The sequence below is a fragment of the Lysinibacillus phoenicis genome, assembly GCF_047238325.1.
In the GTDB taxonomy this organism is placed as follows: Bacteria; Bacillota; Bacilli; order Bacillales_A; family Planococcaceae; genus Lysinibacillus; species Lysinibacillus irui.
On sequence record NZ_JBDFMP010000002.1, the window covers coordinates 900,383 to 917,985 of the forward strand.

Annotated in this window: 27 protein-coding genes and 1 pseudogene; 2 read left to right on the forward strand and 26 right to left on the reverse strand. The window is 39.7% G+C overall.

Annotated elements, in window-relative coordinates; translation table 11 throughout:
- Positions 1 to 7: 7 nt before the first annotated feature.
- The 9 genes from ABC382_RS05970 to ABC382_RS06010 all read right to left on the reverse strand — a co-directional run bounded on the left by ABC382_RS05970 (position 8) and on the right by ABC382_RS06010 (position 4,807).
- A complete protein-coding gene (locus ABC382_RS05970) occupies positions 8 to 1,231 on the reverse strand; it encodes a GNAT family N-acetyltransferase (RefSeq protein WP_322611726.1) in 1,224 nt (407 codons plus the stop codon).
- Entirely contained in the window at positions 1,228 to 1,959 is a 732-nt protein-coding gene (locus tag ABC382_RS05975) for an AAA family ATPase (protein WP_274796768.1), read from the reverse strand. Before ABC382_RS05975 ends, ABC382_RS05970 begins: the two co-directional genes overlap by 4 nt.
- A gap of 321 nt (positions 1,960 to 2,280) precedes the next feature.
- On the reverse strand, positions 2,281 to 2,757 hold the full coding sequence (locus ABC382_RS05980; RefSeq protein WP_322611727.1) for a hypothetical protein: 477 nt from the start codon (positions 2,755 to 2,757) through the stop codon (positions 2,281 to 2,283).
- A complete protein-coding gene (locus ABC382_RS05985; RefSeq protein WP_322606188.1) occupies positions 2,735 to 3,133 on the reverse strand; it encodes a hypothetical protein in 399 nt (132 codons plus the stop codon). Before ABC382_RS05985 ends, ABC382_RS05980 begins: the two co-directional genes overlap by 23 nt.
- A complete protein-coding gene (locus ABC382_RS05990; protein ID WP_322606285.1) occupies positions 3,130 to 3,342 on the reverse strand; it encodes a helix-turn-helix transcriptional regulator in 213 nt (70 codons plus the stop codon). The genes ABC382_RS05985 and ABC382_RS05990 overlap by 4 nt, the downstream gene beginning before the upstream one ends.
- 234 nt (positions 3,343 to 3,576) lie before the next feature.
- Entirely contained in the window at positions 3,577 to 3,873 is a 297-nt protein-coding gene (locus ABC382_RS05995) for a hypothetical protein (RefSeq protein ID WP_322611728.1), read from the reverse strand.
- A 12-nt stretch (positions 3,874 to 3,885) separates the two neighbouring features.
- Entirely contained in the window at positions 3,886 to 4,083 is a 198-nt protein-coding gene (locus tag ABC382_RS06000; RefSeq protein WP_322611729.1) for a hypothetical protein, read from the reverse strand.
- A 139-nt stretch (positions 4,084 to 4,222) separates the two neighbouring features.
- Positions 4,223 to 4,546 carry a hypothetical protein gene (locus ABC382_RS06005; protein WP_412926659.1) on the reverse strand — a complete coding sequence of 108 codons (324 nt, stop codon included), beginning with the start codon at positions 4,544 to 4,546 and terminating at the stop codon, positions 4,223 to 4,225.
- Positions 4,547 to 4,570: 24 nt separating this feature from the next.
- Positions 4,571 to 4,807 carry a hypothetical protein gene (locus tag ABC382_RS06010; RefSeq protein ID WP_322611731.1) on the reverse strand — a complete coding sequence of 79 codons (237 nt, stop codon included), beginning with the start codon at positions 4,805 to 4,807 and terminating at the stop codon, positions 4,571 to 4,573.
- A 195-nt stretch (positions 4,808 to 5,002) separates the two neighbouring features.
- Between ABC382_RS06010 and ABC382_RS06015 the strand changes: the two genes are divergently transcribed.
- Positions 5,003 to 5,218 carry a hypothetical protein gene (locus ABC382_RS06015; RefSeq protein ID WP_274796765.1) on the forward strand — a complete coding sequence of 72 codons (216 nt, stop codon included), beginning with the start codon at positions 5,003 to 5,005 and terminating at the stop codon, positions 5,216 to 5,218.
- A gap of 279 nt (positions 5,219 to 5,497) precedes the next feature.
- On the forward strand, positions 5,498 to 6,889 hold the full coding sequence (gene fumC / locus ABC382_RS06020) for a class II fumarate hydratase (RefSeq protein WP_322611732.1): 1,392 nt from the start codon (positions 5,498 to 5,500) through the stop codon (positions 6,887 to 6,889).
- 276 nt (positions 6,890 to 7,165) lie between these two features.
- Here fumC and ABC382_RS06025 read toward each other — a convergent pair whose 3' ends face one another.
- The 17 genes and pseudogenes from ABC382_RS06025 to pduL (ABC382_RS06105) all read right to left on the reverse strand — a co-directional run bounded on the left by ABC382_RS06025 (position 7,166) and on the right by pduL (ABC382_RS06105) (position 17,601).
- Complete coding sequence (locus tag ABC382_RS06025; protein WP_322611733.1) at positions 7,166 to 7,393, reverse strand: hypothetical protein; 228 nt, start codon at positions 7,391 to 7,393, stop codon at positions 7,166 to 7,168.
- Between the two features lie 26 nt (positions 7,394 to 7,419).
- On the reverse strand, positions 7,420 to 7,548 hold the full coding sequence (locus ABC382_RS06030) for a hypothetical protein (RefSeq protein WP_322611734.1): 129 nt from the start codon (positions 7,546 to 7,548) through the stop codon (positions 7,420 to 7,422).
- Between the two features lie 38 nt (positions 7,549 to 7,586).
- The gene (locus ABC382_RS06035) at positions 7,587 to 7,979 is read right to left on the reverse strand and encodes a DUF1259 domain-containing protein (protein WP_274797301.1); all 393 of its coding nucleotides are present in this window, start codon (positions 7,977 to 7,979) and stop codon (positions 7,587 to 7,589) included.
- 529 nt (positions 7,980 to 8,508) lie between these two features.
- A complete protein-coding gene (locus tag ABC382_RS06040) occupies positions 8,509 to 9,126 on the reverse strand; it encodes a hypothetical protein (protein WP_322611735.1) in 618 nt (205 codons plus the stop codon).
- A 189-nt stretch (positions 9,127 to 9,315) separates the two neighbouring features.
- The gene (locus tag ABC382_RS06045; protein ID WP_322611736.1) at positions 9,316 to 9,684 is read right to left on the reverse strand and encodes a hypothetical protein; all 369 of its coding nucleotides are present in this window, start codon (positions 9,682 to 9,684) and stop codon (positions 9,316 to 9,318) included.
- Positions 9,685 to 10,313: 629 nt separating this feature from the next.
- On the reverse strand, positions 10,314 to 11,195 hold the full coding sequence (locus tag ABC382_RS06050; protein WP_322611737.1) for a DMT family transporter: 882 nt from the start codon (positions 11,193 to 11,195) through the stop codon (positions 10,314 to 10,316).
- Between the two features lie 17 nt (positions 11,196 to 11,212).
- A pseudogene (locus ABC382_RS06055) lies at positions 11,213 to 11,759 on the reverse strand (GNAT family N-acetyltransferase).
- Positions 11,749 to 12,285: an isochorismatase family protein gene (locus tag ABC382_RS06060; RefSeq protein WP_312506327.1), complete on the reverse strand. Its 537-nt coding sequence runs from the start codon at positions 12,283 to 12,285 to the stop codon at positions 11,749 to 11,751. Before ABC382_RS06060 ends, ABC382_RS06055 begins: the two are co-directional and overlap by 11 nt.
- 167 nt (positions 12,286 to 12,452) lie before the next feature.
- A complete protein-coding gene (gene mdh, locus ABC382_RS06065) occupies positions 12,453 to 13,391 on the reverse strand; it encodes a malate dehydrogenase (protein ID WP_412926660.1) in 939 nt (312 codons plus the stop codon).
- 48 nt (positions 13,392 to 13,439) lie between these two features.
- A complete protein-coding gene (locus ABC382_RS06070; RefSeq protein WP_312506330.1) occupies positions 13,440 to 13,817 on the reverse strand; it encodes a BMC domain-containing protein in 378 nt (125 codons plus the stop codon).
- A complete protein-coding gene (locus ABC382_RS06075) occupies positions 13,792 to 14,097 on the reverse strand; it encodes a EutN/CcmL family microcompartment protein (RefSeq protein ID WP_322611739.1) in 306 nt (101 codons plus the stop codon). The genes ABC382_RS06070 and ABC382_RS06075 overlap by 26 nt, the downstream gene beginning before the upstream one ends.
- Positions 14,098 to 14,102: 5 nt before the next feature.
- Complete coding sequence (pduL, locus tag ABC382_RS06080) at positions 14,103 to 14,945, reverse strand: phosphate propanoyltransferase (protein ID WP_313471422.1); 843 nt, start codon at positions 14,943 to 14,945, stop codon at positions 14,103 to 14,105.
- A gap of 18 nt (positions 14,946 to 14,963) precedes the next feature.
- Complete coding sequence (locus ABC382_RS06085; protein ID WP_312506336.1) at positions 14,964 to 15,239, reverse strand: BMC domain-containing protein; 276 nt, start codon at positions 15,237 to 15,239, stop codon at positions 14,964 to 14,966.
- A gap of 18 nt (positions 15,240 to 15,257) precedes the next feature.
- The gene (gene fabG / locus ABC382_RS06090; protein WP_312506337.1) at positions 15,258 to 16,028 is read right to left on the reverse strand and encodes a 3-oxoacyl-ACP reductase FabG; all 771 of its coding nucleotides are present in this window, start codon (positions 16,026 to 16,028) and stop codon (positions 15,258 to 15,260) included.
- A 26-nt stretch (positions 16,029 to 16,054) separates the two neighbouring features.
- A complete protein-coding gene (locus ABC382_RS06095; protein WP_312506339.1) occupies positions 16,055 to 16,345 on the reverse strand; it encodes a BMC domain-containing protein in 291 nt (96 codons plus the stop codon).
- A gap of 15 nt (positions 16,346 to 16,360) precedes the next feature.
- Complete coding sequence (locus ABC382_RS06100) at positions 16,361 to 16,981, reverse strand: hypothetical protein (RefSeq protein WP_312506340.1); 621 nt, start codon at positions 16,979 to 16,981, stop codon at positions 16,361 to 16,363.
- Positions 16,982 to 16,986: 5 nt separating this feature from the next.
- The gene (gene pduL / locus ABC382_RS06105; RefSeq protein WP_312506342.1) at positions 16,987 to 17,601 is read right to left on the reverse strand and encodes a phosphate propanoyltransferase; all 615 of its coding nucleotides are present in this window, start codon (positions 17,599 to 17,601) and stop codon (positions 16,987 to 16,989) included.
- Positions 17,602 to 17,603: the final 2 nt, after the last annotated feature.

The following is a 17,603-nucleotide window of genomic DNA, read 5'->3' on the forward strand; positions in this document are numbered from 1 at the left end:
ATACGGCTTAAAAATAATCAATAAATGTCGGAATACCAACAGGTAATACGGCCTCTAGTAGGTCAATTTCCTCGGGACGTCCTTGTAAACGTTCGATTTTCTCTAAATAACGTGGACGTTTATAGCCTAACAGCATAGTAGCCAATGTTTGCACTGTTAAATGAACAGCACTATCATTCAAAGTCTCACTCACTTTTTGGACAGAAACCTTACCATCTGCCATTTTAATGATGTATGTTCCATTATTCCAAGCCACAATGCGATCAGTGACCGCAAGCTGAAGCTCAAAATCATGACCGACAAATGGATAACGCAACAAAAACTCATTGACATCGACAATTCTCGCCATGAAATAAGGAGAGACCTTTTGAATAATTTCACTGTCCTCTAATAAAAAGGCAACCGCTTCATTTCCCGTTGTTTTCCCGTAGACATTATAAACCATCGAACTATGAGCCGAGACGAAATTCCATAAGCCTTTACGAGCCTCTTCCTGCAAATAAACGATTTCATCAATGTAATAGTTTTCTTCCATAATACGATAAAACATGTAGCCTTGTGCTACATCGTCTTCATCATAATAGACAGCTGCCTGAAGATTGACATCACTGTCAATGAATTTCTCCTCCCAGAAATCCTCCTGAAATTTCTCATTCCAGGCAATACTATTGCGCACCATCACCCCATGCGTTTTCTGGGCATAGCGTGCATAGATATCCACAACATCCTCATGCTTCGGATCCACACGACGAATTTTCCCGTTAAGCCCAGCATAATGAGGAAGCTGCGTATCCTTCACCTGAAATTCCACAATATCACTCATAATTTCCCACCCCTTTTTACGGTAATACGGGATAGAATATGGAAATAAATAGGATATGCATTGACCTTCATTACGCATTCTTTGTAAACTTTCAATAATTAAGCTCTCCATTAAGCCATGACCTGAGTATTCTGGGTATGTCCCAACTGCTGTGATGCCACCCATTTCGTAAATCTTGCCATGTACATTAACCTCAAAAGGCAAACTTAAAATTTGCGAAACCAAGTGGGACCCATCAAACCATCCGATGGCATGCCCCTCATTAAACTGCTTACTCTTAGCATTTACAAAACGGCGATCCTTGTGAATGGACATAGACATTTGAAAGACATAATTCAGTAAATCAATGGACTGTGCCATTTCGTCTAATCGAATTTCTCGCATGACTAAGCCTTTTCGTTGATTCATGATTCCCTCTCCTCATCAAATAACTCACTTAAAATGGTTTGTGGTGCATCTAAAAAACGTTTGGTAACAATGTAATGAATGGTATCTTCATAGCGTATCGGTTCAATTGCCTCATCATCAAAACTATAAATCGTCGCATTCGGATAGCCCAGTAAAATTGGTGAGTGCGTAGCGATAATAAATTGTGCCTCATGCTCTAAGTCCTTCATAATTTTCAGCAGGCTTAATTGTCTTGTTGGAGATAAGGCTGCCTCAGGCTCATCCAATAAATAGATCGCTTTCCCCTTAAACCGATTCATAAATAATGCCAGAAAAGATTCACCATGGGATTGGTGGTGTAGGGATTTGCCCCCAAAAGCGGCATATTTATTCGGATGGTATTCTAACAAATCAATATGACTGGCAAATTGATAAAATGTTTCCGATCGAAGAAAAAAACCATTCGAAATCTTCGGCAACCACGACAAACGAATATAGTCCCCCAGTGAGGATTCTGCCTTATGTACTTCATATAAATTTTGACGACCACCACCCGCCGTATTAAAATCACAGCGATCCGCAATAGCCTCCAATAATGTTGATTTCCCCGACCCATTTTCCCCAACAAAGAACGTCACATTTGTCGGAAACTCCAGCTCTTGTAAATCCTGCAAGCTTGGAATGTTAAAAGGATACATCTGTTTATTCGGAATGGTATCCTGTAACACCTTACATGATTTTAAATACATCTTATTTCCTCCTTTCTCTTATTATAACGAACAATATCAAAGCTGAAACGTCATCACGCTGCCTCTTAGATAAAAAAGAAGTAAGAATAGTTAAACAAATCATAAAGTCACTATTTTTCCTATAGATGCCCCTTAGAAGTTGCGGTAACAAAGGTGCTCTATTTTCACCATTCCGTAAGAGATATTTCCCGAGAAATAAATAAAAAATATGTCGAAAGTTGCAATTACAAAACGTAAAAACATGTCATATTTTTGATTTTCATATAAATTAATTTACGGCTAACCTTCTTTGGCTTGATTACCCGGCAATTTATAAAGGCGTTAATGATCTGATTCAAAAAAAGGTTCAATACCTATTTCTATTAATAAATATTTTCGATGGCTACGTTTACCTAGAAGGAGCTGTTTGGGAATCAAAATTACCTCTCGTAAGCGCTTAAAAATAGTCGGATTATGTTCAGGAAACCATTCCTCATAGCTGATCCCCTTATTGAGCTCAATGGTTGTTAAAAATAAAACAATATCTTCAAACATATAAGGAAATTCTTTTTCTATCTGTTCGTGATGTTCTAATAGGGCATAAAGATAATCTTTAAAGCGATAATAACGCTTTTGATCGAAGGGATTCGCACTCCATTTTTTATTTTCCTCCCACTCTTTTACTGGCTGAAAAACTTGACAGTAACCCGTTTCCCAAGTCCCCAACATACAAGTAAATGCGGCAATCGCATATTTCCTAGTTTCGAAATCATGATGTCCAAAATATTTAACTCGGTTAACTATATTTTTTTGAAACAACATACTCAGTAATTGGCATCGTTATCCAAGCAAGACCTATTACAACGACTAATGGGATATTTTTTATGTCATTCATTGCAGTTACTCTTTCTGAAATCACTAAAACAATAATCATTAATAACAGTAGAAGGTAATAACTTATTTTTGAACTAACTAGTGTGATATGTTTTTCTAACTCATCTTTTTTCCTTTCTTCTTTTCCATTCATATCTCCCCAAGTAATAGATTGGAATAAGAGACCAATTCCTAAAAATACAAAAATAATGGTTGTGGGATTAATGATTTTTTCGTTGATCCATTGATAACCCCCGTATCCCCCAACCGAAGTAATAATAACTAAAGAACCAATTAAACTTACCTTTTTAATAGTCGTCACTTTTTCTCATTCCTTTCGTATGAAAATATAAACAATTCCTCAATAGAAGCATCTAATATATATGACAATGTAAAAGCTAACTCTAAACTCGGGTCATATTTATTATTTTCAATGGCATTGATTGTCTGCCTTGTCACGTTACAAAGATCCGCTAGTTTGCCCTGTGAAAGACTTTTTTCTTCTCTATATATCTTTATTTTATTTTCCAATTTAACAATCACTCCAGTTCGGGGGTGTAAAAGATCTTTTACATCTTGATCATAAAATAAGACAAACAAGGTGTCAAATGTATTTGACATCTTGTTTACCTCATAAGTAGTTGTCTTTTGTTTTATCTATAAATTTTTATATTAAATGGAGTTTTCTAAAATTGTCCCATGAGTGCATTTGAGTAAGGACTCTCATGCTATGATCACCTTGGCCTCCTGTTCGAGCGGTTACCTTCACTTTACGATCACTTCAACCTTCTGTTCGAGCGGGTCCTTCACTTTAGGATCACCTTGGCCTCCTGTTCGAGCGGTTACCTTCACTTTAGGATCACTTTGACCTCCTGTTCGAGCGGGTTCTCCCACTTTAGGATCACTTTGACCTCCTGTTCGAGCGGGTTCTCCCACTTTATGATCACTTGGACTCCCTGTTCGAGCGGGTACCTTCACTTTAGGATCACCTTGGCGCTCTGTTCGAGCTGGTTCCCTCACTTTAGGATCACTTTGACTCCCTGTTCGAGCGGGTACCTTCACTTTAGGATCACTTCAAACTCCTGTTCGAGCGGGTTCCCTCTCTTTATGATCACTTTGACTCCCTGTGCGAGCGGTTACCTTCACTTTGTGATCACCTTGGCCTTCTGTTCGAGCGGGTACCTTCACTTTAGGATCACCTTGACCTCCTTTTCGAGCGGTTACCTTCACTTTAGGATCACCTTGACCTCCTTTTCGAGCGGGTTCCCTCACTTTATGATCACCCTTGACCTCCTTTTCGAGCGGGTTCCCTCACTTTATGATCACCTTGACCTCCTTTTCGAGCGGATTCCTTCTCTTTGTGATCACCTTGGCCTTCTGTTCGAGCGGGTACCTTCACTTTAGGATCACTTCAACCTTCTGTTAGAGCGGGTTTCCTCACTTTATGAGCACCTTGATCTCCTGTTCGAGCGGTTACCTTCACTTTAGGATCACTTTGACTCCCTGTTCGAGCGGTTACCTTCACTTTAGGATCACTTTGACTCCCTGTTCGAGCGGTTACCTTCACTTTAGGATCACTTTGACCTCCTGTGCGAGCGGGTTCTCTCACTTTATGATCACTTTGACTCCCTGTGCGAGCGGTTACCTTCACTTTGTGATCACCTTGGCCTTCTGTTCGAGCGGTTACCTTCACTTTAGGATCACCTTGGCCTCCTGTTCGAGCGGGTTCTCTCACTTTATGAGCACCTTGACCTCCTGTTCAAGCGGGTTCCCTCACTTTATGAGCACCTTGACCTCCTGTTCGAGCGGATTCCTTCACTTTGTGATCACCTTGGCCTTCTGTTCGAGCGGTTACCTTCACTTTGTGATCACCTTGGCCTCCTGTTCGAGCGGTTACCTTCACTTTAGGATCACCTTGACCTCCTTTTCGAGCGGGTTCTCTCACTTTATGATCACTTTGACTCCCTGTGCGAGGGTTCTCCCACTTTATGATCACTTCGACTCCCTGTTCGAGCGAGTTCCCTCACTTTTTGATCTCCGTGGCCTCCATTGCAAACGGATTCCCTCAGCTTATGATTAACCTGGCCCGCTATTCCAGCGGTGATCTCATTTAACCTCCTTAACAAAAGTTCTATATCCACTCCGTCGTTCATAAAGTGAGTAACAATCAAATGTTAGAAGGAGAATCGTGATGTTTGTGACTCATTTTTATGAAAACAAGACGTCCGTTTTAAGTCAGTTGCTCGTCAAACTCCCTGCTGCGGAAGAGGATATTCGGATTAAAGGGCGCAAGGCAAAGGTAGTTGAGGTGCTTCAGGTTGATGATAACAATTTTCATGTGAAGATTATTTTCGAAAAAATTCCTAAAAAGCAACCTGTTAAAGAACTTGGAAAGAAAAAGAGATAATACTTCACAATAGGTTTATTTCCTTTACAATCGGGAATATCAATAATACGATTGCGAATGATTCTCACCTTTAAAATTCCTTAAGCAAAAATATTGACTTTTTAATTGATAACAATTATCATTATCACTAGATTATTTCTTTCTCCAAATTGCTTTATTCAGAATCCCCCTCTTTTTTGAATAAGCATGTATCAAACGGATATTCTTACATCAGACTAAGAGTATCCGTTTTTATCTATATAAATGGAGAAATTTACATAATAAAGGAGCTGTTTTGACATGGATTACCGTATTGAAAAAGACACTATGGGTGAAATTAAAGTACCTGCTGATAAAATTTGGGGTGCGCAAACACAGCGCAGTAAAGAGAATTTCCAAATTGGTACGGAGCAAATGCCAATTGAGCTTGTGCAGGCCATGGCTATCTTAAAAAAAAGTGCAGCAATTGCCAACAACAAACTAGGCAAGCTTTCTGATCTTAAGACGAATGTGATTGTACAGGCAGCTGATGAAATTTTAAATGGGCAATGGGACGATCAATTCCCACTCGTTGTATGGCAAACAGGTAGTGGTACACAATCAAACATGAACGTTAACGAAGTAATTGCTCACCGCGCGAACCAACTATTACAGGATGCTAGTGAGACTGATCGCATTCATCCGAATGATGATGTCAATAAATCACAAAGCTCGAATGATACCTTCCCAACGGCATTGCATATTGCAGCTGTGTTAAAAGTGGAAGATTATTTATTACCACGTCTACGACTATTAAAGTCAACACTAGAAGATAAAGCAGCTCAATTTAAAGATATTATAAAAATTGGACGTACACATTTACAGGATGCAACACCTCTAACATTAGGTCAAGAAATTAGCGGCTGGGCAGCTATGCTGGCAAAATCGGAGCGGATGATTATCCAAAATATTGATTATATGAAGGAACTTGCGATTGGTGGAACAGCGGTAGGTACTGGTATTAACGCTCACCCTGAATTTGGTGATCGTGTTGCTGCGGAAATAAGTGAACTAACAGGTAAACAATTCACTTCAGCAGCGAATAAATTCCACGCTTTAACAAGTCATGATGAAGCCGTTGTCGCACACGGTGCACTAAAAGCATTAGCGGCCGATTTAATGAAAATTGCCAATGACGTTCGCTGGCTTGCTAGTGGCCCTCGTTCTGGTATTGGCGAAATCACCATCCCAGAAAACGAGCCAGGCTCATCGATTATGCCTGGTAAAGTAAACCCTACACAAAGTGAAGCTATGACAATGGTTGTCACTCAAGTAGTTGGAAATGATGCAACCATTGCGTTCGCCGCTTCCCAAGGTAACTTTGAGCTTAACGTCTTTAAACCAGTAATCATTTACAACTTCTTACAATCAACTCGCCTATTAGCTGATACAATGCAATCATTTAACGACCATTGTGCTGTAGGGATTGAACCGAATAAAGAAGTGCTCGATCATAATTTAAGAAATTCTTTAATGCTTGTAACGGCATTAAATCCATATATCGGTTACGAAAACGCAGCAAAAATAGCGAAAAAAGCTCACAAAGAAGGCACAACCTTAAAAGAAGCAGCCATCGCCAGTGGTCTACTAACAGAAGAACAATTCGATGAATATGTAGACCCAGCAACAATGATTTATCCAAATGTGAAATAAAAACAATCAGTAGAATTAAATCCCTCTAAAAATATAGACCACCCATCAGGTCCTGCACCTCATGGAGTGGTCTTTTTCCATTTAACATACAAACTTCAATTATCATTCCTTATTTATAGTGTTCCAAGTATTTTTCTTCTTCAAAAATTTCTTGTGCACTTATTGCAGTCTACCCCTCTTGGATAAAAGTTGCTTAAATACACAGAACCCCAAATGTTAGATCGAAATTCTAACCTTTGGGGTTCACTAAATTAGATGAAACTTTACATATCCATTTTAATCAAATTCCACAGTTTTTTGCACTACCGATACCTTATAAACATCTTTCGTATTGAGTAATATCGTCTGATAATGTTCCGTTTCAGTAAATGAATACCATGACTTCTCATTGAACCCATTAGTAATTTCTTCGGCAAATGATTCTTGTCCAATATTCGTCTTGATTTTATATTCCTCTTCTCGACTTTCGCCAAAGTAAAATTTCACCGTATATTCATAATCCATTAACCAACACCCCCCATCTATCCCTATCATGGGACAAATGGGATAGAAGTAATCATGAAAGAGAATAAAAAGCCACAGTTTGTTCGTTGTGCCTCGTTCTGTGCATTTTCATGATGATTCATCTTTGAATTAGCCATCTGAGACGATTGCAACAATAGATGGCTCCTATTTAAATCACGTTATATGATTATCTTTACTTACCTTTTTTGAACAAGCCTGCTGCAACTGCTGCATCGAAACTATTTTTTGCAAATTGGGTTGGATTCCCGACATTCTCCCAATGCATATACATTAATCTAGGATTATCGAATAGCCAATGGTTGTGCACCGCCGTAACAGTAAGTCCTCTCTTACGAAGTTCTGTTAAAAATGGATTAATTTCCTCTTGAAGCACCACCGATTCACCAAGGTTTAGTGTGTTAGCGCCAATTCCTTCAAACGAAAGAGCGAATGGAAGGGCAAGTGGAGATCGAGTAGTTCGTCCAAGAATAGTAGCTTTAATGTCACGAAGGCGCTGAACAACACAAACTGGTGTTGCAGTTATAACTACCCCACCAATAATATTTGCAAGTTCTTGACATTTTATCGGACCTACACAACCACAAAATTTTTCTGTTTGTTTTTGTTGATGAGCATGATTATGCTGTTCCAATCTATTCACCTCCTTTTTATTTTCTAGTAATAATATATTCTCAAGGAAGCGACTTGACTGGGAAATTGAAGGACTAGCGCCTTTTAATCATAAATTTTTCTATCAATCTGTATTCATCTACCTAGCATTTAAGCCAATTGTCTATATAACCCCTCCTATTATGAAAGTAGCTAAACTAGAAAAATAGGTACTAGATGGTTTTATAATATTTGCTAAATACGACCGAAAAAAATATCCATCCTATAAAGGATAGACAGGAAGATTACGGTAAATTTAATTAATTGTTTTATATTACCGTTTGAATGCGCATAGTGAGGAATTACTGCTTAGACACCGCCATTCATAACAAGGCTAGAATCTCCAAAATTAAAATATCTGAGTCCAGTGAACTCAGATAGTAGAAGCTTTAATATGCCTAACTTTCCTTTAAACAATGATTACTGTTTATTCTTATTCGTAATATTTACTTTCCAATTTCTACTGCCTCTGAATAAAGGAACTTTTCGAGTTCGTCAACCCTATTTCCGTCTAATTGGTGTGTGAGCCCGAATGTTTCACCTTGGCTATTGTCATTTATAATACTATTGAGGTCTTGAAGTAATTCAGTGAAATACTTGAAACTGACTTTTAATTCTTCATATGCTTCAACCGTGTCAATTCCTTGCTCTTCTTCTACCGATATCACATAATCAAGATGGCCCATGAAAGTTTGAAGTACATTTAAATTTTCAAAATCCTTTTCAAGATCTTCCCCTTGTACTCGAAAATATGACAATTCCTTAGTAAGACGATTTGCCCTTGAATAATATTCGTTCACATCGGTTGTTTTAGTAATATCTTCGGCATGATAGGCAATCCATGCCTTCAATGTTGGTTCGATTCCATAATCGTTAAATCCATCGGGTTTTGAAACGTCCTTCCAAACCTTTGAGGAGTTGACTTCAGTTTTAGTCTCAATTGTTACAATTTCATTTTCAGCTTCTTTTGCTTTTACTTGCTCAACTTTCTTTTCTTCTTCCGTACACCCCATTAATAAGCCACTAAGCATTAGTCCTGTTAAAACTATTTTAATTTGTTTCATTATATGACCCCTATATCCAAAAATATTTTATATATTTTACCATAAAAACCATTTTTGATAACAATATTAGAATCTCCAAGAATAAAAATAACCTCTGAAATGAATGTAAAACTCCATTAGACATCAGCTACCTAACAATCATAAAAAAGATTGAGGCTTATCGCATCAATCTTTTACTTTCATTAGGCCTTAGTTTTTCAATGTGATCAAACACTTCTCATATATTTCAACCTGTTCCACAGGAAGTTGCGCTAACTTAAGATCTAATTTTTTCTTACTATCCTCCGCTTCTTCCCCGTTCCAGCAAATATAGATTTCGCAATAATCGCCTTTTGAAAAGTTATGAGGGGAAAGGATTTTCTTATCATTATGCATGTCCCAAATGTGATCTCCTTTTGTTTCCAGTTCATAGACAAATAGTGTTGTAAAATGTTGATTCTTTACTATTTGGCGATCTTCACTTTCAGAGAAAACATAAGTAATGTTAACGTCTTCTTCTGTATAGTCGTCATTTATTTCAACTGGAAAATTGAGTCCTATATAGGTTACCATGCTCATTTTCTTGATCCTCCTAAATAAAAAAACACCCTGTAAATGTACAGGGCGTCAGCAACGTAGCTGTTGATAGCGTAAAAAGAGACGCATATGTGATGAAATGTCTACTTCACTTGCTGGCTTCACCATTTCATTGAACACCTTCAGCAAAAAATGCGGAATGGAACGGGGCTTCAAGCGACGGGTTGTCCGCTTCCTTTTATAAGGCTTGCTACCGCAGTTGGTCCACTGTAATGGCTGATGCTTTAATCGTTTGGTATTGCGGCGGATTTTTTGGTTCAATATAGAGCGTTGTGTAATACGCGTCCGCAATAACAATCAAGTAAATAATGAATAGTAATCGTTTTGTTCAATAGTTCAAAAAATCATTTCTCCCTTTTTTAAATAAAACTTGTCTACTTATCATACGACCAACATAAAAAAAGGTTTCATTATTTTTGAAGGGAGACAAATTTTTGCCTCCCTTATGCCTCTAGACTTCTTCCACCGTCATTTTCCCAACGATCAATGTCCCAATGGTCCTCATCTTTTTCTCTGTTTCTTGCTAATGCACTCGATTGAACGAATGACATATTGTCCCTCACCCTTTTCACACGTTCTTATCTAGTTTATGAAAGATGATGGGTTTTCGTTCATCGTAAGATTGGTTTTAATTTAAAACCTAAGGCAATCGCAGCACCGATACAGCTAGAGAGACAGCCTATCACTAAATACATACTAACCGTTGATTCCCCAATGACCACAGAGGCAATACCGCCAATCACGGGAAATAAAGCAACCATATAGCCACTCTTTGCCCCACCAATTCTTTCCACCAGTTTTAAATAAAATAACCAGGCCAGAAAGGATGCGACGATGGTTAAATACAGTAGAGCCGATAAATAGGTGATGGATGTTGGTATCATGATGGTTTGCCCCTGCATCCAGACAATGCCACACATCACGGCACTTCCAACAGCGAAACCAATGGCATTGGCGTAAATAGGGTTTATATGCTGCTTTGCATTTCTTGCAGAGCTAGCATCCCCAATAGCTGTCAGTACCGTACCTAATAAAGCAATCAGGACACCTTTTAAATCTGCCAAGCCTGAAAAACTATGTAGAGTTGGATAGATTAAAACCCCAACACCCATGACCCCTAAAATACCACCAATTAAAACACGTCGATGTAATGGTTCTTTCAGAAAAATCCGTAGGGCAATGGGCGTTAAGATGACTTTTAATGAAAATATTAACGTTACGATTGCAGCTGAGCTCCACATTGTAGCATAGTAAAGTGCTAAATAACTAAATGCAAAATTACAAACACCAAAAACGATGATATAAGGGATATCTTGCTGTTGTGGCTTACCCTGTGGTTTCATGAACCAAGCAAGCATTAAAAATAACAGAGCTGTTATCACTAAACGATACGTTAAAGATAATTCTAAACTGACTGGCGTTCCTTGAATTTTGACTGCAATAAAATTCAGTCCCCAGACAATTAAACAAAAAATATACATAAAATTCGTCATACATGTTTCCTTCTTCGTTACAGTTGCCATCTTCCCATCATGATCGTGTGATAGTACTGATCATCAGTAAGACACTTCTCATTGTTCAAAATACCTTCCACTGAAAAGCCTACTTGTTGATAGAGCTGAATGGCTTTGTTATTTGTTTCTAACACCTCAGGTGCCATCTTCTTTATTCCATTGGCATCTGCCCAATCAATGGATACTTGAAGCAGGGCTTTTCCAATGCCATAGCCCCAAAATACCTTACTGACTCCTACCCCAAATGTTACTTTATGAGCAAGTCTCTTTAGACTAGAGCCCTGACATCTGGAGAACCCTACAATTCGGTCACCAACGATCGCTACTAAGCATAGATTTTTGGGACTTTCTGTATCCTCTTTAATGAGCCGCTCAAAGCCAGCCTGATCGATAAACACCTCACCTTGTTCTCGGTCAAAATTTTCTGTTTCACCGTCTAATTGCCAGCGTAGCTCAGATAAGGCTTGTGTATCCTTTAAATCGAGCACTGCGGATAGTATAGGACAACTCTTTTCTATGAAACTCCTTGTCATCAATCAGCATTTTGGAACTCGATAATCGGTTGAATTTCTACAAAGCGATGATGCCAAATGGATTCATGATGCTGGATGATTTGTGGCGCTGTTAATACCGAACCGTCTAAAGTGCTATGGGCATCCGCTATTAAAAGATTACGATGATAGCCATGACTAAATGCACTGCGGATCGTTGTATCAAGACAGAACTCTGTTTGAGCACCAGCAAAAATCAATTGCTCAATGGACTGTTGCTGTAAATAGATGCCGAGCTCAGTTTGATAAAAAGCATCCCACGTTGTTTTTTGAATCACTTTATCCTCTGCTTGTCTAGAAAGTCCATGATACAGCTCCCACCCTGGCTGACCGAAGGCGAAATCATCGTCTTTATCGGCATCCGTGTGCTGTATAAAAATTATAGGTACAGCGTTATGACGTGCCCATGTAATAAGTGTATTGATATGTTTGATAAGGACTTCATTATTCCAAAGATGTGGTTGTCCTTCTAAAAAGAAAGCCTCTTGTATATCGATAATGATCAATGCTCGTTTCATAGAATTCTCCTTTTGCTTCCATATTAACTTATTTATTGTACAGAAAAATAACTTCCATTAAAAGAAAGTTTTGATAAAAAAGCACCTCAACAAGATAAAATGTTGAGGTGTAACTATGTAGGTAACCATCTAATACACGCCACAATTAGATGGTGTCATGCCTTATTTTATTTAATATAGGACAATGTTCGATAAACTTGGTGAACGGAATGGTTAAATGCCTTTTGTTCCTCTTCATTTAGATTCAATTCAATCACACTTTCAATACCATTGCCGCCCAATACGACAGGTACACCAATGCAGGCATTGTTGACTTGATATTCACCTTGCAAATAGGTAATAATTGGCATCACTTTGCGCTGATCCTTCACAATTGCCTCCATCATTCGGACAATGGCGGCTGCCGGAGCATAGTAAGCACTACCATTACCCAGAAGTTCTATAATTACGCCTCCACCCTTTCGCGTTCGCTCCACTAATTGTTCAATCTGTGTCTGCGGAAGCAATTTTTCTACTGGGATACCACCAACATACGTATAGCGAACAAGTGGTACCATCTCATCTCCATGACCGCCCAATACAAAACTTGAAATATCCTCTACAGCTAGCTGAAGAGCCTGCGCGATAAAGGTATTAAAGCGTGCTGTATCTAAAATACCCGATTGTCCCATGACACGATTTTTTGGAAAACCTGTTGTTTCGAGACACACATAGGTCATAGCATCGACAGGATTACTCAATACAATAATGTAACTAGCTGGTGCATAATATTTGATTTGTTCACTGACTGTTCGGATGATAGAGGCATTTGTATGAATTAAATCCTCTCTTGTCATCCCAGGTTTTCTTGCAATGCCCGCCGTGATGACCACAATATCAGCATGGGCAATTTCCTCATAGCGTGAAGTAGCTGTCACCTGTACATTGGATTTTTCTATCGGTCCAGCTTGGAGAATATCTAGAGCCTTTCCTTTCGCTGTATCTTCTAATTCTGGTACATCGACAAGTACAATATCACCCATCTCTTTTTGTGCGACCATCAATGCGATGGTTGCACCTGTATGACCAGCGCCAATGATGGCAATTCTGGGTCGCCTAAAGCTCATTTGCTTCACACTCCTAACGTCATCAATTCAATAGTAATGACATGGCAACTACATGTCTGCTTGAACATCCTCTTTAGGCTGTTGTCCTGGTTCTTTAGACTTCTGTCGGGTGCTCGTTTTTTTGACTCCGCCAGCAATTGTTTTTGTCAGCTGTTTTTCACCAATCATTGAGGTAAAAACTTCATTTGCGGCTCTAGGGATTACATGTGCACTTAACAGCTTACTCGTTCGCGCTGCCGCCTCTTTGCCAGCCTCAACAGCAGCTTGTACTGCTCCTACATCACCCTCTACAATAACAGTTACAATACCTCCGTCCACGAGTTCATGTTTCACTAATTGTACATTCGAAGCTTTTAACATCGCGTCAGCCGCCTCAATAGAGCCAATCATGCCATACGTTTCAATCATGCCTATCGCTTCCTTCACTATGCTCACCCCTCACTTCGTCTGTGCCATCAATAATTCCGACAACAATCGCATCAATCGGACAAATCGTTGTCGTGGAAAAACTTCGTACGGCTGCACTACCCATTGTTAAAATGACTTCATCGCCTACGCCTGCACCTATACGATCTGCTGCAACAATTTGCTCATTACTAAATTGACCGTCCACATTTTTCGGTTGGATAATAAGTAATTTTAGTCCTTGTAGCCCTTCCTCTTTCCGTGTCGCCCATATATTTCCGACTACTGTTCCTATCCGCATGCATCTCATCCTTTTTCATGAAACTGAAGTTCTATTCCTAATTTGGTCACGGTCTCTGTCGCAAGTGCAGTTAATCTAGCATTTTTGGGGATTACCACGGTCCTCCCTTGATACAGACTTAAATCGTTTTCTGTAATAATTTTCTTATTTATTTCAATTGCTGTACTAGGGCGTTTATCCAATGACTTTTCCTCTATCTTATCTGTTATTAATGTACCCGTTACACCTTGTTGAATTAAGCCAGCATTTGCTTCATCTGTATCTATATGCATCTCTAATTGATAGTGATCTGCTACGCGGATTTTTACTTGCTCAAAGGTAATAGGTCGTGGGCTCCGTACCCTTACGGAGACATATTGTCCGTTTTGAATTCCAAAATGCTGTGCATCAGTGGGTGACATATGAATATGTGCCTGTGCGATAATGACCCCTTCCTGTAACACTAAACTACCTTTGGGTCCCACCAACGTACAACTTGCTGAGCCCTGAATCTCGCCAGATTCTCGTAGAGGTGGTTGAATCCCTAATGCAACGGCATCAGTATGACTGATTTCAACTTGTGTTAGCATGCGAGCTGGTCCTAATACACGTACATTTGTCACGCTACCTTTTGGTCCCACCATCTGTAACGTTTCATTTGCTGCAAACTGCCCTGGTTGAGTTAACCATTTTTGAACGGTTAGCGTTGCCCCCTTGCCAAAGAGATGCTCAACATGCTCCTGTTTCAAATGAATATGTCTAGCAGAGATGCCGATAGGGATTTCATTGTGCCTCAGTGCTGCCTGTTTTTTGGGTAGTAATTCGGCTATAACATCATCCACAATTTGCATGATCGCCTGTTCATTCATTAAGCACCACCTCACTCATTATTGTCCATTTAAGATGGCTTCTAGCTCTGCATGTGGTCTTGGAATAACATGAACGGATAAAAGCTCCCCAACACGTTGTGCTGCTGCTGCCCCAGCATCTGTTGCTGCTTTTACCGCCCCTACATCTCCGCGAACAAGCACCGTGACAATTCCGCCACCTACATGGACTTTACCAACAATATTGACATTAGCGGCCTTCACCATCGCATCCGCTGCTTCAATAGAGCCAACTAATCCTTTTGTTTCAATCATCCCTAATGCTCCTAAATTCATACTTTGTCACGCCTCCTCTTAAAATGCTTCTGCATCCTCTGGTAATGTTTGACCACCATCAATAATAATGGATTGACCCGTAATAAAAGCGGCTTCCTTACTACTTAGGAACAATGCAGCATAGGCAATATCTTCTACACGACCGAGACTACCAAATGGAATCGCCTTCGCCATCTTCTGTAAATATGTTTCACCTAGTCCACCTAAGCCTTCTGTTGCAATATTTCCTGGTAGCACAGCATTAACTGTAATATTATAGGGGGCTAATTCAAGAGCTGCGGTCCTCATAAACCCTAATTGCGCCGCCTTACTTGCCGCATAATGAGTCCATCCCGCATAGCCAGTCACTGGACCAGTAATGGACGACGTAATAATGACCCTACCATAGGTTGCTTTCTTTAAATACGGCATGCACGCTTTTACAGCAAACATTGTTCCTCTGGCATTCACATTTAACACTTGATCCCATTGTACTGGCGTCATCTCCTCTATTTTCACAGAGGGGAAAATACCAGCATTGGAGCATAAAATATCTATGGAGCCATACGTGCGAGCAACCTCTTCAGCCATATTTTCAACAGATTCATAGTTTTCAACATCCACCGTGGCTGCTGAAGCTGACAAACCTTGAGCTTGTAATTCATTTGCTACATTTGTGGCAGCTTCGCCCCCTCTTGCAGCAATTACCACATGAGCACCCTGTTGAGCAAACACAGTGGCAATACCTTTCCCAATTCCTTTACTACCGCCAGTTACTACGACAACTTTACCCGTTAAATCGACCTTCAACTAGTACCTCCACCTTTCCTTTTGTTTTAAGCACTTGGTTTTTTTGCTATTTCTATCACTAAGCCATTCACGGTACTATCTGGTCGTAAAATCGTCGTAGAAGCAAACCATTGATCTGCTGCTATGGCTATTTGTGTACCAATAGCTATTGCTTCTTGAATGGCTGTTGTATCCCCTTCTATAGCAATTGTTACAAGGGCCAAATCAATGGTTTCTTGCCGAAGTATTCGAATATCCGCAGCTTTTAGCATGGCATCTGCGATGAGGATCGAAATCGCAAGCCCTCTAGTTTCCACTATCCCAATCGATTTCGTCATGTAACAACACTCCTGCTATTGTCTTTGTATCGTAATTCCTTTTTCCTGAATGATTTCCTGTGCAAGTGGTGTAAGTTTTGTATGGGCAGGCAGTTTAAGCTGTTGCCCCTTAAACGATTGAAGCATATCAGCCGTTAAATAGTTGGCCACTATATCCGAACGAGGAGATTCCTCTTGTAGCTTTAAAAAGGGAATAAGCTGTGTAAATAACTGTATTTCACAACCAAACGTCTTTAATCGTTCAATATGTTGCAGCAGCATCCCCATATATGCATTCGGTTCTTTTGCTGATATAACGGCAGACAGCTTTTCATCAGGAACTAATATAGCTGTTTGATTGTTGATCAGTAACTCTGACAGATACAAGGATGTCGAAGAATTGGGCAAACCTTGTGCACTACTAACCATAAATGCCTGATCCACTTCCAGAAAAACGGTTGCATCATAAAATAGTTGGGAGGAGCTAGTAGTCTCATTCATATACCACTCTTCAATCTGAAAATAGCCGCTTAAGACTTTCAGCTGTTTTTTAGAAACAGTTGTATGTGGATGGACAACCAATAACCTCTTATGCTGCGTATTCATCAGAGAGCTGACTACCTCTTCGATCATCATCTGTAATTCTTTTACATCCATACGTCTCACTCCATTTTAATGAGCTTGCCAATTGAATGAGTATGAATGGCAGCGGCATTTGCTTCATCTGTATCTACATGCATTTCAAGGATGAAATCTGGTGAGACACGGACCACAACGTTCATTAGGTGTAGCTGCCGTACCTTTCCGGATATCTCGACTGTCACGATGTCCTTGTCTTTGACATGAAAGGCAGCTGCATCAGACACCGCCATATGAATATGTGCTTGTGCTATAATCAATCCTTGCTTTTTATGGCGAATACCATTGGTCCCAATCAATGTGATGGATTCAGAGTCTGCTAAGTCACCCGACATCCGAATCGGTGGTGCCACACCAAGCTTTATGGCATCAGTTTGACTGATTTCAACTTGTGTTTCAGTACGAAAAGGTCCTAAAACCCGAACATTATCAATATGGCCTCTAGGTCCTTTTATCGTCAAAACTTGCTGTGAGGCAAACTGACCAGGTAGGGAAAGGGCCTTCCATTTTTGTAAAACAGCCTTTCTACCAAATAAATGATAGAAATCCTCCTCATTTATATGGCAATGGCGAGCAGAAATCGCAATTGGGATATTTGCATTCGTTACATCAAGGTCATGAACTTGATTTGACATCATCA